A 19,176-nucleotide genomic window follows, 5' to 3' on the forward strand; every position below is an offset into this window, starting at 1 on the left:
GGACCGCGTGAAGACGTCCGCGGTCCTACCCAAGGAGTAATGCAGTGGCACGCGTCAAGCGGGCGGTCAACGCCCACAAGAAGCGCCGGGTCATCCTCGAGCGGGCGAGCGGCTACCGTGGCCAGCGGTCGCGCCTGTACCGCAAGGCGAAGGAGCAGGTCACCCACTCCCTCGTCTACAACTACAACGACCGCAAGAAGCGCAAGGGCGACTTCCGCCAGCTGTGGATCCAGCGGATCAACGCCGCCGCGCGTGCGAACGGCATCACCTACAACCGCTTCGTCCAGGGTCTGAAGGCCGCCAACATCGAGATCGACCGCAAGATGCTGGCCGAGCTCGCGGTGAACGACCCCAACGCCTTCGCCACCCTCGTCGAGGTGGCCCAGAAGGCGCTGCCGGCCGACGTGAACGCCCCCAAGGCCGCCGCCGACGCCGCCTGATCCAGGCAGCAGGCCCGGCATCGGGCCGAGCATGGACCCGCAGGAGCCCAGCGCGCCTGCGGGTCCACGCGTTTCCGTCCGCATCGGCACCCCGCAGAAAGCGCCATGGCTACCACCGACCGCCCCGAGCAGGGCCCCCTGCTGACCTCCCTGCGCTCCCCCCGGGTCACCGCCGCCCGGCGCCTCGCCCGCCGCGCCCAGCGCACCAAGGAGCGCCGCTTCATCGCCGAGGGCCCGCAGGCCGTCCGGGAGGCCGTCGCCCACGGGCCGGTCCCCGGCACCGGCGAGCATGCCGTGGTGGAGATCTACACCACCCCCGAGGCGGCCGAGCGCCACGCCGAGATCGTGGCCGCCGCCCGCGCCGCCGGGGTCCCGGTGCTCAGCGCCACCACCGAGGTGATCGCCGACATCTGCCAGACGGTCACCCCGCAGGGCATCGTCGGCGTCTGCCGCTTTGTCGACACCCCCTTCGACGCGGTGCTGGCGGCCCGGCCCCGGCTGGTGGCCGTACTCGCCAACGTCCGCGACCCCGGCAACGCCGGGACCGTGCTGCGCACCGCCGACGCGGCCGGAGCGGACGCGGTGGTGCTCACCGACGCCTCGGTGGACCTCTACAACCCCAAGGCGGTCCGCGCCTCGGTCGGCAGCCTCTTCCACCTCCCGGTCGCGGTGGGCGTGCCGGTGGCCGCCGCCGTCGCCGGGCTGCGCGCCGCCGGGGTGCGGGTGGTGGCCGCGGACGGCGCGGGCGACCGCGACCTGGACGCGGAGCTGGACGACGGCGCGCTGGGCGGCCCCGCCGCCTGGGTCTTCGGCAATGAGGCATGGGGGCTGCCGGAGGAGACCCGCGCGCTGGCCGACGCGGTGGTGCGCGTCCCCATCCACGGGCACGCCGAGAGCCTCAACCTCGCCACCGCCGCCGCGGTGTGCCTCTATGCGTCCGCCCGTGCCCAGCGCGTAGCCGGAGGGTGCCGCGCGGGCGGGTAGAGACGCTACTGTGAGGCCCGTCGGGGCCCGAGGCGAGAGACGGCGGGCCGCCGACCGGGCGCCGGTCGGCCAGCACGCGGGGGGAAGCGGATTGTCCCAGTTCACCGGTGAAGGGCGCGGCGGGGACGCCACCGGTCCCGGGTTCGACCCGGACGACCTGCCCGACGGACTGCTGGTCGCCGACGAGCACGGCGATGTGGTCTGCTTCAACGCGGCGGCGGCCCGCATCACCGGCATCCGGCCCGGCGACGCCCTCGGCCGCCCGTTCGCCTCGGTGCTGCCGCTGGAGGACCTGGACGGCCGCCGCTGGTGGCAGTGCACCGACCCGTACGGCGGCCTCGCCACCCGCACCCGTCAGCCCGAGCGCAATCTGCTGCTGCCGGGCGGTCGCGAGGTGCTGGTCTCGGCGCGCTATGTGCGGGCGGTGCGGTGCGGGCCGGTGCGGCAGCTGGTGGTGGCGCTGCGCGGTACGGAGGCCCGGCGCCGCACCGAGCGCAGCCACGCCGAGCTGATCGCCACCGTCGCGCATGAGCTGCGCTCCCCGCTGACCAGCGTCAAGGGGTTCACCGCCACGCTGCTCGGCAAGTGGGAACGTTTCACCGAGGACCAGAAGAAGCTGATGCTGGAGACCGTCGACGCCGACGCCGACCGGGTCACCCGGCTGATCGCCGAGCTGCTGGACATATCCCGGATCGACGCGGGCCGGCTGGAGCTGCGCCGCCAGGTGGTGGACATCGCCTCGGCGGTGCACCGCCATGTCGACTCCATGGCCGCGGCCGGCATCGCCGCCGACCGGTTCCGGATCCGGCTGCACGAGCCGCTGCCGCAGCTCTGGGCCGACTCCGACAAGGTGGACCAGGTGCTGTGGAACCTGCTGGAAAACGCGGTGCGGCACGGCGAGGGGACTGTCACCATCGAGGTGGAGCCCGCCAAGGAACTCGTGGCGGGCCCGGCGGAGCCCCGGCTGCCCGGGGCGCGTCGCACCGAGGCCGCAGGGCGCGTACTGGAAGGGACGGCCGTCACCGTGAGCGATGAGGGCCCCGGCATCCCCGAGGACGCCATCCCCCGGGTCTTCACGCGCTTCTGGCGCGGCAGCCGGCGCGGCGGCACCGGCCTTGGCCTCTATATCGTCAAGGGCATCGTCGAAGCCCACGGCGGAGCCATCCGGGTGGGCCGCGCCCCCGGCGGCGGCGCCCGATTCCGATTCATCCTGCCCGCCGGGGTCCCCGACTTCATGCTGTAGTCGGCAGACCCGGCGGGCTTACCGGCCGGGACCCTTCCCCCGGTGCGACTAGACTCGCTGGATGGCGTCGCGCGACGTCCTGCGCGCCCGCGTGGGAAGTCAGGCGGATCACACCCCTGGGAAGGGCCGGGCCACGCCCCCACCCCGAGCACGGACGAGCAGGAGCACGGGAAAGATAGAGATGTCGGCACCCAACAAGTCGTACGACCCGGTCGAGGTCGAGGCCCTCAAGCCCGAAGAGGTCGAGCGGATGCGCGACGCGGCCCTGGCGGCCATCGCCGCCGCCGCGGACCTCGACGCGCTGCACGAGGCCAAGGTGGCCCACACGGGAGACCGCTCGCCGCTGGCGCTGGCCAACCGCGAGATCGGCGCCCTGCCCCCGCACGCCAAGGCCGACGCGGGCAAGCGCGTCGGACAGGCCCGTGGCGCGGTCAACCAGGCGCTGGCCCGGCGCCGGGAGGAGCTGGAGGCGGAGCGGGACGCCCGGGTGCTGGTCGAGGAGGCGGTGGACGTCACCCTGCCGTACGACCGCAGGCCGCGCGGCGCCCGGCACCCGCTGACCACCCTCACCGAGCTGATCCAGGACACCTTCACCGCCATGGGCTACCAGGTGGCCGAGGGCCCCGAGGTGGAGGCGGAGTGGCTCAACTTCGACGCCCTCAACCTGGGCCCGGACCACCCCGCGCGCTCCATGCAGGACACCTTCTGGGTGGCGGGGCCGGACGGCTCGGAGGAGAGCGGGGTCGTCCTGCGCACCCACACCTCCCCGGTGCAGGCCCGCACCATGCTGCACAGCGAGCCGCCCATCTATGTGGTCTGCCCCGGCCGCACCTTCCGCACCGACGAGCTGGACGCCACCCACACCCCGGTGTTCGGCCAGGTCGAGGGCCTGGCGGTGGACGAGGGCATCTCCTTCGCCGACCTCAAGGGCACCCTGGAGCACTTCGCCGCCGCCATGTTCGGCGACGACCTGGAGCGGCGCTGGCGTCCCTCCTACTTCCCGTTCACCGAGCCGTCCGCCGAGCTGGACCTCCAGTGCTTCGTCTGCCGGGGCGAGAGCGTCGGCAACCCGGACCGCCCCTGCCGCACCTGCTCCTCCGAGGGCTGGATCGAGCTGGGCGGCTGCGGTGTGGTGAACCCGCGGGTGCTGACCGCCTGCGGCATCGACCCCGAGCGGTACAGCGGCTTCGCCTTCGGCCTCGGCCTGGAGCGGATCCTGATGAACCGCAGCGGTGTCGAGGACATGCGAGACATGGTCGAGGGTGATGTGCGCTTCACCCTCCCGTTCGGGATGGAGATCTGATGCGGGTCCCGCTTTCGTGGCTGCGGGAGTACGTCGACCTGCCGGCCGGTGAGACCGGTCGCGACGTCGCAGCCCGGCTGGTGGCCGCCGGCCTGGAGGTCGAGACCGTCGAGCAGCTCGGCGCCGACCTCAAGGGCCCCCTGGTCGTCGGCCAGGTGCTGGCCATCGAGGAGCTGACCGGCTTCAAGAAGCCGATCCGCTACTGCCAGGTGGACGTCGGCGACGCCAACGGCACCGGGGAGCCGCAGAACATCGTCTGCGGCGCCCGGAACTTCGCCGTGGGCGACAAGGTCGTCGTGGTGCTCCCCGGCGCGGTCCTCCCCGGGCCGTTCCCCATCGCCGCCCGCCAGACCTACGGCAAGACCTCCGAGGGCATGATCTGCTCCGCCCGCGAGCTGGGCATGGGCGACGACCACGACGGCATCATCGTGCTGCCGCCGGAGCATGTGCCCGGCACCGACGCGATCGAGCTGCTGGAGCTGGTCGACGAGGTGCTGGACATCGCCGTCACCCCCGACCGCGGCTACTGCCTCTCGCTGCGCGGCGTCGCCCGCGAGGCGGCCATCGCCTACGACCGCCCGCTGGCCGACCCGGCGCTGCTGGACGTGCCGCAGGCCAACTCCGCCGGGTACCCGGTGCGGATCGACGACCCGGTCGGCTGCGACCGCTTCACCGCCCGTACGGTCACCGGCGTGGAGCCGTCCGCGCTCTCCCCGATCTGGCTCCAGCGCCGCCTCCAGAAGGCGGGTATGCGGCCGGTCTCGCTGACCGTCGACATCACCAACTACGTGATGCTGGAGATCGGCCAGCCGCTGCACGCCTATGACCGCACCCGCCTCACCGGTACGGTCTCGGTGCGCCGCGCCCAGCCGGGCGAGAAGCTGCGCACGCTGGACGGCACCGACCGCAGGCTGTCCGCCGAGGACCTGCTGATCTGCGACGAGTCCGGCCCGATCGGCCTGGCCGGCGTGATGGGCGGCGCCTCCACCGAGATCGCCGACCACGCCGTGGACGCCGAGACCGGCCAGGTGCTCGGCACCACCGACGTGGTGATCGAGGCCGCGCACTTCGACCCGGTCTCCATCGCCCGTACCGCCCGCCGCCACAAGCTGCCCTCCGAGGCGTCCAAGCGGTTCGAGCGCGGCATCGACCCGCAGGCCGGGCCCGCCGCCGCGCAGCGCGCCGTGGACCTGCTGGTCCTGATCGCCGGGGGCACCGCCGAGCCCGGGGTCACCGACGTCGCCGCCCCGCACCGGCCGCACACCGTCACCATCCCGGCGGACCACCCCGACCGGGTGGCCGGCACCGCGTACGGCCGCGAGACCGTCACCCGGCGCCTCCAGCAGGTCGGCTGCGCCGTCACCGGTACCGACCTGCTCACCGTCACCCCGCCCAGCTGGCGGCCCGACCTCACCGACCCCAGCGACCTGGCCGAGGAGGTCATCCGGCTGGAGGGCTACGACAACGTACCCTCCCGGATGCCGCAGCTCCCGCCGGGTCGCGGCCTGACCGCCGCCCAGAAGCGGCTGCGCCGGGTCGGCCGGGCGCTGGCCGGTGACGGCTATGTCGAGGTGCAGAACTACCCGTTCCTCGGCGACGCCGCGCTGGACGCCCTCGGCCTGGAGCCCGGCGACCCGCGCCGCACCACCGTGAAGCTGGTCAACCCGCTCTCCGACGAGGAGCCGGGGCTGCGCACCACGCTGCTGCCGGCGCTGCTCGGCACGCTGCGCCGCAATGTCGGCCGGGGCAACACCGACCTGGCGCTCTTCGAGACCGGTCTGGTCTTCCACCCCAAGGACGAGCGGACGGTGCCGCCCCGGCTGCCCGTCGACCGCCGCCCCACCGAGGAGGAGCTGGCCGCCCTGGACGCGGCGCTGCCGGACCAGCCCCGCCGGGTCGCGGTGGCGCTGACCGGCGACCGCGAGCCCGCCGGCTGGTGGGGCCCCGCCCGCCCGGCCGGCTGGGCGGACGCGGTCGAGGCCGGCCGTACGGTGGCCCGTGCCGCCGGGGTCGAGCTGATCGTCCGTCAGGCGCAGTACGCCCCCTGGCACCCGGGCCGCTGCGCCGCCCTGCTGGTGGCCGGTGCCGACGGCACCGAGCGGCTGGTCGGCCACGCCGGCGAGCTGCACCCGCGCGTGGTCAAGGCGCTGCATCTGCCGGAGCGCACCTGCGTCATGGAGATCGACCTCGACCTGCTCACCGCCGACGGCGAGCAGCCGGTGGTCGCGCCGCATGTGTCCACCTACCCGGTGGCCACCCAGGATGTCGCCCTGGTGGTGGACGCGGCCGTGCCCGCCGCCGATGTGGAGGCCGCGCTGCGGTCCGGCGCCGGGCCGCTGCTGGAGTCGCTCCGCCTCTTCGACGTCTTCACCGGGGAGCAGCTCGGTGAGGGCCGCAAGTCGCTGGCGTATGCGCTGCGGTTCCGCGCCTCCGACCGCACGCTGACCGCCGAGGAGGCGTCCGCCGCCCGCGATGCGGCGGTCGCCGAGGCGGTCGTCCGCACCGGCGCGGTGCTGCGCGGGGCCTGACGCCCCGTCACTGCCGGTACACCCGAGCCCGCCCCGTCCGGACACCTCCGGACGGGGCGGGCTCCGTCGCAGCCGGAGCGCGTGGGGTTAGGCGTGGGCTAGGCGTACCCCTCCGCCCGCAGCCAGCGTTCCATCGCCTGGTGGGTCTCCGCCATCGCCAGGGCCTCGATCCGGGCCCGCTCGAACTCCTCGGGTGACGCGGGTCGTACCAAGGGGCCGTCCCCGCCGGTCATCTCCGCCAGGGTGACCCGCGCCCGTTCCCGTGCCCAGTCCGCGAAGCGCTGCGCTTCACCCGGCGCGAGTCTGCCCAGACGGGACCAGCGGTCGCGGAGGTCTGCGGCTTCGCCGGCGCGGAGGCCGGACCGGGCGGTGTCGTCGAGCCACTGCTCCATGAGGCGGGCGACGGAGGCGGCGTCATCGGCCGGGCTCGGGAGTCTGCTGCGCCTGCGCCAGAGCTTCATCCACGCCCCCTCGGATGTTTGGGATGACCGGGATGACGATATACCCGGGCGGGCGTGCTCCCCGGGGTCGGCCACTGCGGCGGCCGATCCACGGGTGGGGGCGGCCCAGAGGGGTGAACTCCCGGGCGTGCGCCTGTGTGGCGGATTGCCCCCTCGCCCACCACCGACGGACCATGCGGCGGGGCGGAGAGGCCGCCCAGGAACGGGGAGCCATGGCACCGCAGCCCAGCAGCAGCACGTCCGCAGGCCCCACCCGCCGCCGGATCGTCGCCGCCGGGGCGGCGGCCACCGCCGGACTGCTGCTCACCGCCGCCGGACCCGCCGGCCGGGCCGCCCGGCCGCAGATGCGCGGCCTCTGGGCGGCCAGCGTCGCCAACACCGACTGGCCGTCCAAGCCGGGCCTCCCCGCCGAGCAGCAGCGCCAGGAGCTGACCGACCTGCTGGACCTGGCCGTCCGCAACCGGCTCAACGCCGTCTTCCTCCAGGTCCGCCCCGCCGCCGACGCCTTCTGGCCGTCCCAGTACGAGCCCTGGTCCACCTATCTGACGGGCACCCAGGGCCGCTACCCCGGATGGGACCCGCTCGGCACCGCCGTCACCGAGGCCCACCGGCGGGGCCTGCAACTGCACGCCTGGTGCAACCCCTACCGGATCAGCACCGGCGACCGGCTGGACGCGCTGGCCCCCGCCCACCCCGCCCGCGTCAACCCCGACTGGGTGGTCAGCCACGCCGGGAAGCTCTACTACAACCCCGGCCTCCCCGAGGTGCGGGACCACGTGGTGTCATCCGTGCTGGACGCGGTCCGCCGCTATCCGCTCGACGGGCTCCACTTCGACGACTACTTCTACCCCTACCCGGTGAAGGGCCGGCGGTTCGACGACGACGCCGCCTTCGACGAGTACGGCGACGGGCTGGACCGGGCGGCCTGGCGGCGCCGCAACACCGACCTGCTGGTCAGCGGGATCCATGACCGGCTGCGCACGCTGCGCCCGGGGACGGCGTTCGGGGTCAGCCCCTTCGGGGTGTGGCGTAACCGCGCCACCGACCCGGCCGGATCGGAGACCAAGGCGGGGGTGCAGTCGTACGACGACCTCTACGCGGACACCCGCCGCTGGATCCGCAAGGGCTGGATCGACTACATCGCCCCCCAGCTCTACTGGTACATCGGCTTCGCCGCTGCCGACTACGAGGTGCTGGTCGACTGGTGGGCCCGGCAGGTGGACGGCACCGGCGTCGCGCTCTACATCGGCGAGGCCGTCTACCGGGCCGGGGACCCGGCCCAGGGCGCCGCCTGGCAGGACCCGGCGGAGCTCTCCCGGCACTTCGCCCTCTGCGCGGACGTCCCGCAGGTGCGGGGCCACATCCACTACAACGCCAAGGCCGTCCGCCGCGACCGGATCGGGGCGTTCTCCCGGCTGGCCCAGGAGTACTACCGGCAGTCGGCCCCGGCCCGCTGAGATCGGGGCCGGGGCCGGAAAGCGCGGGCGGGAGAGGTCAGCGGCCGGTGGTGTAGTCGTAGAAGCCGCGGCCGGACTTGCGGCCCAGCAGGCCCGCGCCGACCATGCGCAGCAGCAGCGGGGGAGCGGCGTACAGCGGTTCCTTGTACTCCTCGTACATCGACTCGGCGATGGAGACGATGGTGTCCAGGCCGATCAGGTCGCAGAGCCGCAGCGGACCCATCGGGTGGGCGCAGCCGGCCTCCATGCCCTTGTCGATGTCCTCGGCGGTCGCCACCCCGGACTCGAACATCCGCACGGCGGAGAGCAGGTACGGCACCAGCAGCGCATTGACCACGAACCCGGCCCGGTCGCGGGCCCGGATCGGCTCCTTGCCGAGCACCTCGACGGCGAACGCCTCGGCCCGGGCCACCGTCTCCGGCGAGGTGGTGAGGGCCGGGATGACCTCGATCAGCTTCTGCACCGGCGCCGGGTTGAAGAAGTGCAGACCGAGGACCTGCTCCGGGCGGGAGGTGGTGGCGGCGAGCTTGACGATCGGGATGGAGGAGGTGTTGGAGGCCAGTATCGCGTCCGGCCGCTCCACCACCTTGTCCAGCGTCCGGAAGATCCGGACCTTGATGTCCTCACGCTCGGCCACCGCCTCCACGACCAGGTCGCGGTCGGCGAAGTCCGCCAGGTCGGTGGTGAAGGCGACCCGGGAGAGCGCCGCCTCGCGCTGCTCCTCGGCCAGCTTGCCGCGCTTGACGGCGGTGTCCAGCGAGTTGGTCAGCCGGGTACGGCCCAGTTCCAGCGCCTCGCCGGTCGCCTCGGAGATCAGCACCTCCAGGCCGGCGCGGGCGAAGACCTCCGCGATGCCCGAGCCCATGAGGCCGCAGCCCACCACGCCGACGCGTCCGATGCCGCTCACACACTTGCCTTTCGTCGTATCCGGTAGGCACAGCACGGACGGCCTGGTAAGCCTGGCCGCGCTGCCGCCCCGACGTTACCCCTCCCGAGGGAACGGCCGGGCACCGCGCCTGTACCGCCCCGGACACGACCGGTTTCGCGGCCCGTCGCGCTGCGCGACGGGCCTCTCGCCCGGACAGGGTCAGGACAGGTAGTCCTCCACCTCCGAGGCGGGGCGCACCCGGGCCTGGCCGGGGTCCTCGTCGTACTCCTCCTTGGCCCGGCGCTGACGCAGCAGGTCCCAGCACTGGTCGAGCTCGGTCTCCAGCGCGGCCAGCTGCGCGCGGGCGAGGTCGCCGTCCGCCTCGCCCTCCGCGATCTGCGCCCGCAGCTCCTTCTCCGCCGTGACCATGTCGCCGATCCGGTCCAGGATCCGGCGGTCCTGGCCCGCGGACACCGAGGCTGTCATGGCACACCTCCTCGCTCCCCCTCCTGTCACTCTAATGCCGCGCCCGCCGGCGTTCGGGTCGGCGGGCGCGGCCCTGGGGACGCCCTGGTGGCCGAGGATGCGACCCCCTCGTTCCGGGTGGCCGCCGACGGTCGGCGGGCGCCGATGGCTGCGATGGGTACCGATGGGTACTGACATGACGTCACCCGCGTCGGGGTGGCAGGGCCGACACCGGGCCCGACCTCTGTGTGACACCCCGGCGGGGGTCGACCCGGGAGCGGCCGATGGCGGCGACAATCGAGGCGACCGCTGTTCCGCCCCCTGCCCGCAGGGGCCGATTCCGACGGAGGTATGCACCATGCCCGAGGCAGCCGAGAGACTGGCCGCAGTCGTCACGCACCTGTGGGGCAGTGCCCCGCCGTTGCGGCTGCGGACCTGGGACGGCAGCGAGGCCGGACCGGCGGACGCGCCCGTCCTGGTCATCCGCAGCCGCCGGGCGCTGCACCGCCTGCTGTGGCGGCCCGGCGAGCTCGGCCTGGCCCGCGCCTGGGTGGCCGGTGAGATCGACATCGAGGGTGACCTGTACCAGGCGCTGGACCGGCTGGCCGGACTCGTCTGGGGCCGGGAGGAGCCCCCCGGCCCCACCGGGCGCGGCCGCTCCGCGCTGCGCGCCCTCGGCACCCTGCGCGACCCCGCCACCCGCCGACTGCTCGGCGACGCCCTGGCCCTGGCCGGAGCGGCCCTGCCCCCGCCCCCGCCGCCCGAGGAGGTACCCCGCCGCAACGGCATCCGGCACACCCCGGCCCGCGACCGGGCCGCCATCAGCCACCACTACGACGTGGGCAACGACTTTTACGCCCTGCTGCTGGGCCCCTCCATGGTGTACTCCTGCGCCTACTGGCAGGACGGCCCCGACACCGGCCTGGACCAGGCGCAGCACGCCAAGCTGGACCTGGTCTGCCGCAAGCTGGCACTCCGCCCCGGGCAGCGGCTGCTGGACGTCGGCTGCGGCTGGGGGTCGATGGTGCTGCACGCGGCCGAGCACTACGGCGTGCAGGCCGTCGGCGTCACCCTCTCGGAGGAGCAGGCGACGTACGCTCGCAAGCGGGTCGCCGCCGCAGGCCACACCGACCTGGTGGAGATCCGGGTCCAGGACTACCGGGAGATCCCCGACGGGCCGTATGACGCGATCTCCTCCATCGGCATGGCCGAACACGTCGGCTCGGAGCAGTACCTCGCCTACGCCGACCGCCTGCATGCGCTGCTGAAGCCCGGCGGACGGCTGCTCAACCACCAGATCTCGCGCCGCCCGCTGCGCCGGGAGGAGGACTACCGGCTGGACGACTTCATCGACCGCTATGTCTTCCCCGACGGAGAGCTGGCCCCGGTCGGCAGCACGGTGTCGCTGCTGGAGAAGGCCGGGTTCGAGGTCCGCGATGTGGAGGCGCTGCGCGAGCACTATGCGCTGACCCTCCGCGCCTGGGGGGCCCATCTGGAGGCGCACTGGGACGAGGCGGTCCGACTGGTCGGCGCCGGACGGGCCCGGGTCTGGCGCCTCTACATGGCGGCCTCGGCCGTCTCCTTCGAGCGGAACGGGATCGGCGTCAACCAGGTCCTCGCCGTGCGGCCCGAGCCGGGCGGGGCGTCCGGTATGCCGCTGAGCCGGGGGCCCTGGGCGGCGCAGTAGCAGCGTCCCGTACGGAGCCGCCCCGGGTGCGCCGGTCGTCCGGCCGCGCCCGGGGCTCGGCGTGGCTCGGCGGTTTCACGGGTCGTGGCTCTCCGTGGCGGCCGGGGCGAGCGCGGGCAGGTGCCAGTCGCGGGCCACCTCGGCGGTGTGGGCGCCCGGGCGGGCCGGTGGGCGGCGCAGCGTGCCGGGGGTGGCGGAGAAGCGGGGCGCCGGCGCGGGCTGGAGCAGCCCGGCGGCCTCGGCGAAGGTGCCCCTGGCCCGCAGATGCGGGTGGGCGGCGGCCTCGCGGAGGGAGAGCACGGGGGCCACGCAGGCGTCGGTGCCCTCGAAGAGGTCCGTCCACTCGGCCCGGGTACGGGTGGCGAAGCGGGCCGCGATCAGGTCGCGCAGTTCGGGCCAGCGGGTGAGGTCGCCCCGGTCGGGGGCGTCCTCGCCCAGCTCCAGCAGCGCGGCGAACTCGGCGTAGAACTGCGGCTCCAGCGCGCCGACCGCCATCCAGCCGCGGTCGGCGGTCGCATAGACGGCGTAGTACGGGCAGCCGCCGTCCAGCAGGTTGACGCCGCGCCGGTCCTGCCAGACCCCGGCGCCGAGCATGCCCCAGAGCATCGCGCCGAGATGCGCGGTGCCGTCGACGATGGCGGCGTCCACCACCTGGCCGGTGCCGGTGGTTCGGGCATGGTGCAGAGCGGCCAGCACGCCGACGACCAGGTAGAGCGAGCCGCCGGCGTAGTCGCCCAGCAGATTGGCGGGGACTGCGGGCGGCCCCTCGGGCGGGCCGATCAGGCCGAGGGCACCGGCGGTGGCGATGTACCCGATGTCATGCCCGGCGCGCGCGGCCAGCGGCCCGTCCTGCCCCCAGCCGGTCATCCGGCCGTACACCAGGCGGGGGTTGCGGGCCAGGCAGGCGGCGGGGCCGACCCCCAGCCGCTCGGCGACCCCGGGGCGGTACCCCTCGACCAGGACGTCGGCCCGCTCGACCAGGTCGAGCAGCAGACCGGGCCCCTCGGGGGACTTGAGGTCCAGCAGCACCGACCGCTTGTTGCGGTTGGTGACGTCGCGGGCCGGGTCGACACCGAGCGGGGCCGGGCCGGGGCGGTCCACCCGCACCACGTCGGCGCCCAGGTCGGCCAGCAGCATCGCGGCGAAGGGGGCCGGTCCGAGCCCGGCCAGTTCGACCACGCGCACCCCGGCCAGCGGCCCCGGCGGCGGGGGCTCGGGGGTGTCGTCCACGTGCTGCTCCCTTTCGCCGGGCGACCCGGCATCGGTGCCACTGTGGGTGAGACCGGCGGTGGGCTACAAGGGGGCCGGGGCGTGGTCCACCGACGCCTCACCTGTCGTCCACGTGCTGCTCCCTTTCGCCGGGCGACCCGGCATCGGCACCACTGTGGGCGAGACCGGCGGTGGGCTACAAGCGACCCGGGGCGTGCCCGGCCCGGTGGCCCACCGGCGCCTCACCCGTCGGCCCCGGCGGCTGCCGCAGACGTCGCGGGCTCGGTGGGTTCGGCGGGCCCGTCGTCAGGGGTCTCGGCCGGGCCGGTGTCCAGCCGGGCCAGCGGAGCCGTCGCCGGGCCCTCCAGCACGGACCCGTCGACGGCGTACCGGGAGCCGTGGCAGGGGCAGTCCCAGGAGCGCTCCGCCTCGTTGTACCGCACCAGGCAGCCCAGATGGGTGCACCGGGCCGAAAGGGTGTGCAACCGCCCGTCCGGATCGCGGTAGACCGCGCACTGCCGGCCGTCGATCCCCAGCACCGTCCCGCAGTCGGGCGGCAGCCCCTCGGCCGCGCTGCCGGGCCGCCCCCGCAGCCGGTCGCCCACGAAGTGCCAGGCCACCTTGGCCTGGTTCTCGGCCAGCGGCACCGCCTCGCGCCCCAGGTGCAGCCGCCGGGGGTCGTACAGCCCGGTCCAGGGCGGCTGCTCGCCGGTGATCAGCGCCGCCAGCAGCCGGCCCGCCATCACTCCGCCGCTCATGCCCCAGCCGCCGAACCCGGTGGCCACCCAGAGATGCCCCGACCCGCCCGGGGCCCGGCCGACGAACGGCACGCCGTCGGTGGTGTCGATGTCCTGGGCGGCCCAGTGGTAGACGAACTGCGGCGAGTCGAACCGCTCCCTGGTCCAGCCCGCGAGCTGCGCGAAGCGCTGCGCCACCCCGCTGGACCCGGGCGCGAAGGACTCCCCGGTGACGATCAGCAGCCGCATCCCGTCGGGGAAGGGCGCGGTGCGCACCGACCGCACCGGCTGCTCCGCGTTGATGTACATGCCGCCGGGGTCGTGGTCGGCGGGGACGGTCGCCGCGACGACCAGCTCCCGCCGGGGCGAGAGGCGGGGGAACAGCAGCATGCGGTCGAAGACCGGGTAGTGGGTGGCGACCACGACGTCCGACGCGGTCACCGTCCCGCCGCCCCGCACGGTGACCCGGCAGGGGCCGTTCTGGTGCAGGCCGTCGGCCCGGGACCGCTCGAAGATCCGGCCGCCGAGGCGTACCAGGTCCGCCGCGAGCGCCAGCAGGAACCGGCGGGGGTGGAACTGCGCCTGCCCTTCCACCCGCACCGCCCCCGCCACCGGGAAGGGCAGCCCGGTCTCGGCGACCAGGGACGCCTCCAACCCGGCCTCGCGCGCCGCCTCGGCCTCCTCGCGGATCCGGTCCAGACCGCTCGCCGACTCCGCCCAGACGAAGGCCGGGACCCGCTCCAGCTCGCAGTCGGCGCCCAGTTCGGCGGCCACCTCGGCGGCGTGCTCCACCGCCTCCTGCTGCGACCGCGCATACAGCCGGGCGGCCTCCGGCCCGGCCGACCGGCGCAGCCGCGCATAGGTCAGGGTGTGCAGCGCGGAGACCTTGGCGGTGGTGAAGCCGCTTGTCCCGGCGGCGATCCGGGAACCCTCCAGCAGCACCACCGAACGGCCGGCCCGGGCCAGCTCCCAGGCGGTGCAGAGGCCGGCGATGCCTCCGCCGACCACGACCACCTCGGTCTCCACGTCCTCCGCGAGGTGCGGGAAGGACGTCGCGTCGGTGGAGTCCATCCAGTACGACCCGGCGAGACCCGGCAGCATCGTCACGGCAGGCTCCTTCGGTCGCGTACGTCCGGCGCGGCGGGCGTACGGCCCGTCGGGCGCCTGACGCATTCCCGCTCCCGGCCGATCGACGCCCGGCGGCCGCCGGATTCAGGCGGTCGGCCCCTCCGCCGCGAGGGCGGCCACCGGCGCCACCGCCCCGCCCGCGCGCGGGGCGTCTTGCATGAATTTGCCGCACTGCGTATATTCATGCCCAGTCGTAGGAAGGATCACCATGGCATTCCGGGCAGCCGTCGCCGGGGCGAGCGGATATGCGGGCGGCGAGGTGCTGCGCCTGCTCCTCGGCCACCCCGAGATCGAGATCGGGGCGCTCACCGGCGGTTCCAACGCCGGATCCGCCCTGGGCGCGCTGCAACCGCATCTGCTGCCGCTGGCCGACCGGATCCTCCAGCCCACTACCCCGGAAGTCCTCGCCGGACACGACGTAGTATTCCTCGCGCTGCCGCACGGCCAGTCCGCCGCCGTCGCCGCCGCGCTCGGCGAGGACGTGCTGGTGGTCGACTGCGCCGCCGACTTCCGCCTGCGCGACCCTGCCGACTGGGAGCGGTTCTACGGCTCCCCGCACGCCGGCACCTGGCCGTACGGCCTGCCGGAGCTGCCCGGCCACCGCGACGCGCTCAAGGGCACCAAGCGGATCGCCGTCCCCGGCTGCTACCCGACCGCCGTCTCGCTGGCCCTCTTCCCCGCCTATGCCGCCGGGCTCGCCGAGCCCGAGGCCGTGGTGGTCGCCGCCTCCGGTACCTCCGGGGCGGGCAAGGCGGCCAAGCCGCACCTGCTCGGCAGCGAGGTGATGGGCTCGATGAGCCCGTACGGCGTCGGCGGCGTCCACCGGCACACCCCCGAGATGGTGCAGAACCTCGGCGCCGTCGCCGGGGAGCGGATCACCGTCTCCTTCACCCCCACCCTGGCCCCGATGTCCCGGGGCATCCTCGCCACCTGCACCGCCAAGGCCCGCCCCGGCACCACCGCCGCAGCCGTGCGCGCCGCCTACGCCGACGCGCTGGCCGGGGAGCCCTTCGCCCGGCTGCTGCCCGAGGGGCAGTGGCCGGCCACCTCCGCCGTGTACGGCTCCAACGCCGCCCTGGTCCAGGTCGCCCTGGACGAGACCGCCGGGCGGATCGTCGCCATCAGCGCGATCGACAACCTCACCAAGGGCACCGCCGGCGGCGCGGTGCAGAGCATGAACCTCGCCCTCGGCCTGCCCGAGGGGCTCGGCCTGTCCCAGATCGGAGTCGCACCGTGACCGCCACGCCCACCCCCGGCACCCCCAGCGCCCCCGGCATCGGTGTCACGGCTGCCCGAGGCTTCCGCGCGGCGGGCGTCACCGCAGGCATCAAGGCGTCCGGCACCCCCGACCTCGCCCTGGTGGTCAATGACGGCCCCTCGCTGGCCGCCGCAGGCGTCTTCACCTCCAACCGGGTCAAGGCCGCCCCGGTCCTCTGGTCGCAGCAGGTCCTCAAGGGCGGCCTGGTCTCGGCCGTGGTGCTCAACTCCGGCGGTGCCAACGCCTGCACCGGCCCGCTCGGCTTCCAGGACACCCACGCCACCGCCGAGAAGGCCGCCGAGGCGCTGACCCTCAACGCGGGCGAGGTCGCCGTCTGCTCCACCGGGCTGATCGGCGAACGGCTGCCCATGGCGAAGCTGCTCCCCGGCGTCGAGCAGGCCGCCGCCGCCCTCTCCGCCGACGGGGGAGAGGCCGCCGCGATTGCCATCAAGACCACCGACACCGTCCACAAGACCGCCGCCGTGACCGTCGACGGCTGGACGGTGGGCGGCATGGCCAAGGGCGCCGGAATGCTCGCCCCGGGGCTGGCCACCATGCTGGTCGTGCTCACCACGGACGCGCAGGTCGACTCCGCCGGGCTGGACGCCGCGCTGCGCGCCGCCACCCGTACCACCTTCGACCGGATCGACTCCGACGGCTGCATGTCGACCAATGACACCGTGCTGCTGCTCTCCTCCGGCGCCTCCGGCACCGTCCCCGACCCGGACGCCTTCGCCGAGGCGGTCCGTGCGGTCAGCGCCGATCTGGCCCGGCAGCTGATCGGGGACGCCGAGGGCGCCTCCAAGGACGTCCGGATCGACATCACCGGCGCCGCCACCGAGGACGACGCCGTCGAGGTGGCCCGCACGGTGGCCCGCAACAACCTCCTCAAGTGCGCCCTGCACGGCGAGGACCCCAACTGGGGCCGGGTGCTCTCCGCCATCGGCACCACCGCCGCCGCCTTCGACCCCGACCAGCTGGACGTCGCCATCAACGGCGTCTGGGTCTGCAAGGGCGGCCAGACCGGCGACGACCGCTCCCTTGTCGACATGTCGGCCCGCGAGGTGGTCATCACCGCCGACCTGCACGCCGGCACCGCCGAGGCGACCGTCTGGACCAACGACCTGACCGCCGACTACGTCCACGAGAACAGCGCCTACAGCACCTGAGCAGCAGAGCCCCCAGCACCTGAGCATCGAGCACCGTATGAGCAGTACCGCCCCCGACCAGCCGTCAGCAGCCGCGACCCACGGGAGACCCGTGAACACCGAGCCGGCCGCCACCCAGGCCCGCAACCACACCGCCCTGCCCAAGGCCCGCACGCTCATCGAGGCCCTGCCGTGGCTGGAGCGCTTCCACGGCAGAACCGTCGTCATCAAGTTCGGCGGCAACGCCATGGTCGACGAGTCGCTGAAGCGCGCCTTCGCCCAGGACGTCGTCTTCCTCCGCTACGCCGGCATCCAGCCGGTCGTGGTGCACGGCGGCGGCCCGCAGATCAACGCCCACCTCGACAAGCTGGGCCTGGAATCCTCCTTCACCGCGGGCCTGCGCGTCACCACCGCCGAGACCATGGACGTGGTCCGCATGGTGCTCGCCGGCCAGGTGCAGCGCCAGCTGGTCGGCCTGCTCAACGAGCACGGCCCGTTCGCCGTCGGCATGACCGGCGAGGACGCCCACACCCTCACCGCCGTCAAGCGCTACGCGGAGGTCGACGGCGAGCAGGTGGACATCGGCCTGGTCGGCGACATCGTCAAGGTCGAGCCCGGCGCCGTCCAGGCGCTGCTGGACAACGGCCGCATCCCGGTGGTCTCCTCCATCGCCCGCAGCGACGACGGCCATGTCTACAACATCAACGCGGACCTCGCCGCCTCCGCCCTGGCCTCCGCGCTGGGCGCCGAGATGCTGGTGGTGCTCACCGACGTCGAGGGCCTGTACGCCGACTGGCCGGCCAGCGACGACGTGATCAGCCTGCTCACCGCGAGCGAGCTGGAGCAGCTGCTGCCCACGCTGGCCAGCGGCATGGTGCCCAAGATGGAGGGGTGCCTGCGGGCCGTGCGCGACGGCGTCTCCACCGCCCGCGTGCTGGACGGCCGCGTCCAGCACGCGCTGCTGCTGGAGATCTTCACCGATGAGGGGATCGGCACCATGGTGGTGCCCGACCCCGTGGACGACACCACCGATGGGGGCCCGCGATGAGCGGCAACACGGAACTGACGGCGCGCTGGCAGCACGCCCTGATGGACAACTACGGCACCCCCCGAATCCCGCTGGTGAGCGGCGAGGGCGCGCACTTCACCGATGCCGACGGGACCCTCTACCGCGACTTCATCGGCGGGATCGCGGTCAATGCCCTGGGCACCGCCCACCCGGCCGTGGTCGAGGCGGTCAGCCGGCAGATCGCCACCCTCGGCCATGTCTCCAACCTCTTCATCGCCGAGCCTCCGGTCCGGTTGGCCGAGCGGCTGGTGGAACTGCTCGGCCGCCCCGGCCGGGTCTACTTCTCCAACTCGGGCGCCGAAGCCGTCGAGTGCGCCTTCAAGATCGGCCGCCGCACCGGCCGCACCCATATGGTCGCCACCACCGGCGGCTTCCACGGCCGCACCATGGGCGCCCTGGCGCTCACCGGCCAGCCCGCCAAGCAGGACCCCTTCCGCCCGCTGCCCGGCGACGTCACCCATGTCCCGTACGGGGACACCGAGGCGCTGCGGGCCGCCGTCACCACCGACACCGCCGCCGTCCTCCTGGAGCCGATCCAGGGGGAGAACGGCGTGATCCCCGCCCCCGACGGCTACCTCGCCGCCGCCCGCGAGATCACCCGGGCCACCGGCACCCTGCTGATGCTGGACGAGATCCAGACCGGCGTCGGCCGCACCGGGCACTGGTTCGCCCACCAGGCGCTGGGCATCGAACCCGATGTGGTCACCCTTGCCAAGGGCCTGGGCGGCGGACTGCCGCTCGGCGCCACGGTCGCCTTCGGCGACGCCGCCGAGCTGCTGAAGCCCGGTCAGCACGGCTCCACCTTCGGCGGCAACCCGGTGGTCTGCGCCGCCGCCCTCGCCGTGCTGGACACCATCGCCGCCGACGGCCTGCTGGACCGCGCCAAGACCCTCGGCGAACGGCTCCGGCAGGGCGTGGAGGCCATCGGCGACCCGCTGGTCTCCCACGTCCGGGGCGCCGGGCTGCTGCTCGGTATCGTGCTTCGCGAGCCGGTCGCCGCGCAGGTGCAGGCAGCCGCCCAGCAGGCCGGTTTCCTGGTCAACGCCTGTGTGCCGGACACCGTCCGGCTGGCGCCGCCGCTGGTGGTCACCGAGCAGGACGTGGACGCCCTGCTCACCGCCCTGCCGCAGATCCTGCGGAGTGTGCGGGACGCCGCCCCCGGCGAACGACGAGCCTAGGCAGGAGAGCCGC

The 19,176-nt window shown here is 74.3% G+C and carries 16 protein-coding genes; 11 read left to right on the forward strand and 5 right to left on the reverse strand.

What is annotated here, in order from left to right; translation table 11 throughout:
- Nucleotides 1-44 precede the first annotated feature (44 nt).
- From rplT to pheT, 5 genes are all read left to right on the forward strand, one after another.
- On the forward strand, nucleotides 45-440 hold the full coding sequence (gene rplT / locus C7M71_RS27920) for a 50S ribosomal protein L20 (protein WP_111494641.1): 396 nt from the start codon (nucleotides 45-47) through the stop codon (nucleotides 438-440).
- A gap of 105 nt (nucleotides 441-545) precedes the next feature.
- Nucleotides 546-1,424, forward strand: coding sequence for a TrmH family RNA methyltransferase (locus C7M71_RS27925; protein WP_114914619.1), 879 nt, complete (start codon nucleotides 546-548; stop codon nucleotides 1,422-1,424).
- Between the two features lie 10 nt (nucleotides 1,425-1,434).
- Nucleotides 1,435-2,667 (forward strand): sensor histidine kinase, encoded by a 1,233-nt coding sequence (locus C7M71_RS27930; RefSeq protein WP_407675953.1) that lies wholly within the window; start codon nucleotides 1,435-1,437, stop codon nucleotides 2,665-2,667.
- Between the two features lie 181 nt (nucleotides 2,668-2,848).
- Complete coding sequence (gene pheS / locus C7M71_RS27935; protein ID WP_111494803.1) at nucleotides 2,849-3,970, forward strand: phenylalanine--tRNA ligase subunit alpha; 1,122 nt, start codon at nucleotides 2,849-2,851, stop codon at nucleotides 3,968-3,970.
- Nucleotides 3,970-6,498, forward strand: coding sequence for a phenylalanine--tRNA ligase subunit beta (pheT, locus tag C7M71_RS27940; protein WP_114914620.1), 2,529 nt, complete (start codon nucleotides 3,970-3,972; stop codon nucleotides 6,496-6,498). Before pheS ends, pheT begins: the two co-directional genes overlap by 1 nt.
- Before the next feature lie 98 nt (nucleotides 6,499-6,596).
- On the opposite strand, the gene C7M71_RS27945 is transcribed toward pheT, so the two are convergent.
- Nucleotides 6,597-6,959 carry a hypothetical protein gene (locus tag C7M71_RS27945; RefSeq protein ID WP_111494517.1) on the reverse strand — a complete coding sequence of 121 codons (363 nt, stop codon included), beginning with the start codon at nucleotides 6,957-6,959 and terminating at the stop codon, nucleotides 6,597-6,599.
- Nucleotides 6,960-7,171: 212 nt separating this feature from the next.
- On the opposite strand from C7M71_RS27945, the gene C7M71_RS27950 reads away from it, so the two are divergent.
- Nucleotides 7,172-8,416 carry a glycoside hydrolase family 10 protein gene (locus C7M71_RS27950; RefSeq protein ID WP_111494515.1) on the forward strand — a complete coding sequence of 415 codons (1,245 nt, stop codon included), beginning with the start codon at nucleotides 7,172-7,174 and terminating at the stop codon, nucleotides 8,414-8,416.
- A gap of 37 nt (nucleotides 8,417-8,453) precedes the next feature.
- Here C7M71_RS27950 and C7M71_RS27955 read toward each other — a convergent pair whose 3' ends face one another.
- Nucleotides 8,454-9,323: a 3-hydroxybutyryl-CoA dehydrogenase gene (locus C7M71_RS27955; protein ID WP_111494513.1), complete on the reverse strand. Its 870-nt coding sequence runs from the start codon at nucleotides 9,321-9,323 to the stop codon at nucleotides 8,454-8,456.
- A gap of 180 nt (nucleotides 9,324-9,503) precedes the next feature.
- Nucleotides 9,504-9,770: a DUF2630 family protein gene (locus C7M71_RS27960; RefSeq protein WP_111494511.1), complete on the reverse strand. Its 267-nt coding sequence runs from the start codon at nucleotides 9,768-9,770 to the stop codon at nucleotides 9,504-9,506.
- 337 nt (nucleotides 9,771-10,107) lie between these two features.
- On the opposite strand from C7M71_RS27960, the gene C7M71_RS27965 reads away from it, so the two are divergent.
- Complete coding sequence (locus C7M71_RS27965) at nucleotides 10,108-11,436, forward strand: SAM-dependent methyltransferase (protein ID WP_111494509.1); 1,329 nt, start codon at nucleotides 10,108-10,110, stop codon at nucleotides 11,434-11,436.
- A 75-nt stretch (nucleotides 11,437-11,511) separates the two neighbouring features.
- On the opposite strand, the gene C7M71_RS27970 is transcribed toward C7M71_RS27965, so the two are convergent.
- Together C7M71_RS27970 and C7M71_RS27975 are read right to left on the reverse strand one after the other, a co-directional pair.
- Nucleotides 11,512-12,630 (reverse strand): CaiB/BaiF CoA transferase family protein, encoded by a 1,119-nt coding sequence (locus C7M71_RS27970; protein ID WP_175607824.1) that lies wholly within the window; start codon nucleotides 12,628-12,630, stop codon nucleotides 11,512-11,514.
- Nucleotides 12,631-12,887: 257 nt separating this feature from the next.
- Nucleotides 12,888-14,483, reverse strand: coding sequence for an FAD-dependent oxidoreductase (locus tag C7M71_RS27975; RefSeq protein ID WP_111491371.1), 1,596 nt, complete (start codon nucleotides 14,481-14,483; stop codon nucleotides 12,888-12,890).
- A 235-nt stretch (nucleotides 14,484-14,718) separates the two neighbouring features.
- Here C7M71_RS27975 and argC point away from each other — a divergent pair, with 235 nt between their 5' ends.
- From argC to C7M71_RS27995, 4 genes are all read left to right on the forward strand, one after another.
- The gene (argC, locus tag C7M71_RS27980; protein ID WP_111491373.1) at nucleotides 14,719-15,747 is read left to right on the forward strand and encodes an N-acetyl-gamma-glutamyl-phosphate reductase; all 1,029 of its coding nucleotides are present in this window, start codon (nucleotides 14,719-14,721) and stop codon (nucleotides 15,745-15,747) included.
- Between the two features lie 38 nt (nucleotides 15,748-15,785).
- The gene (gene argJ / locus C7M71_RS27985; protein WP_111491392.1) at nucleotides 15,786-16,937 is read left to right on the forward strand and encodes a bifunctional glutamate N-acetyltransferase/amino-acid acetyltransferase ArgJ; all 1,152 of its coding nucleotides are present in this window, start codon (nucleotides 15,786-15,788) and stop codon (nucleotides 16,935-16,937) included.
- 91 nt (nucleotides 16,938-17,028) lie between these two features.
- Entirely contained in the window at nucleotides 17,029-17,964 is a 936-nt protein-coding gene (gene argB / locus C7M71_RS27990; protein ID WP_229758966.1) for an acetylglutamate kinase, read from the forward strand.
- Nucleotides 17,961-19,163 carry an acetylornithine transaminase gene (locus tag C7M71_RS27995; protein WP_111491376.1) on the forward strand — a complete coding sequence of 401 codons (1,203 nt, stop codon included), beginning with the start codon at nucleotides 17,961-17,963 and terminating at the stop codon, nucleotides 19,161-19,163. Before argB ends, C7M71_RS27995 begins: the two co-directional genes overlap by 4 nt.
- Nucleotides 19,164-19,176 lie beyond the last annotated feature (13 nt).

Origin of the sequence: Peterkaempfera bronchialis, assembly GCF_003258605.2 — a bacterium.
GTDB classification, from domain to species: Bacteria; Actinomycetota; Actinomycetes; order Streptomycetales; family Streptomycetaceae; genus Peterkaempfera; species Peterkaempfera bronchialis.

What these genes read in the sequence shown, in the direction of transcription:
- C7M71_RS27925 (WP_114914619.1), top strand. Translation starts at nt 546, where the DNA reads ATGGCTACCACCGACCGCCCCGAGCAGGGCCCCCTGCTGACCTCCCTG.
- pheS (WP_111494803.1), top strand. Translation starts at nt 2,849, where the DNA reads ATGTCGGCACCCAACAAGTCGTACGACCCGGTCGAGGTCGAGGCCCTC.
- pheT (WP_114914620.1), top strand. Translation starts at nt 3,970, where the DNA reads ATGCGGGTCCCGCTTTCGTGGCTGCGGGAGTACGTCGACCTGCCGGCC.
- C7M71_RS27945 (WP_111494517.1), bottom strand. Translation starts at nt 6,959, where the DNA reads ATGAAGCTCTGGCGCAGGCGCAGCAGACTCCCGAGCCCGGCCGATGAC.
- C7M71_RS27950 (WP_111494515.1), top strand. Translation starts at nt 7,172, where the DNA reads ATGGCACCGCAGCCCAGCAGCAGCACGTCCGCAGGCCCCACCCGCCGC.
- C7M71_RS27960 (WP_111494511.1), bottom strand. Translation starts at nt 9,770, where the DNA reads ATGACAGCCTCGGTGTCCGCGGGCCAGGACCGCCGGATCCTGGACCGG.
- C7M71_RS27965 (WP_111494509.1), top strand. Translation starts at nt 10,108, where the DNA reads ATGCCCGAGGCAGCCGAGAGACTGGCCGCAGTCGTCACGCACCTGTGG.
- C7M71_RS27975 (WP_111491371.1), bottom strand. Translation starts at nt 14,483, where the DNA reads ATGCTGCCGGGTCTCGCCGGGTCGTACTGGATGGACTCCACCGACGCG.
- argC (WP_111491373.1), top strand. Translation starts at nt 14,719, where the DNA reads ATGGCATTCCGGGCAGCCGTCGCCGGGGCGAGCGGATATGCGGGCGGC.
- C7M71_RS27995 (WP_111491376.1), top strand. Translation starts at nt 17,961, where the DNA reads ATGAGCGGCAACACGGAACTGACGGCGCGCTGGCAGCACGCCCTGATG.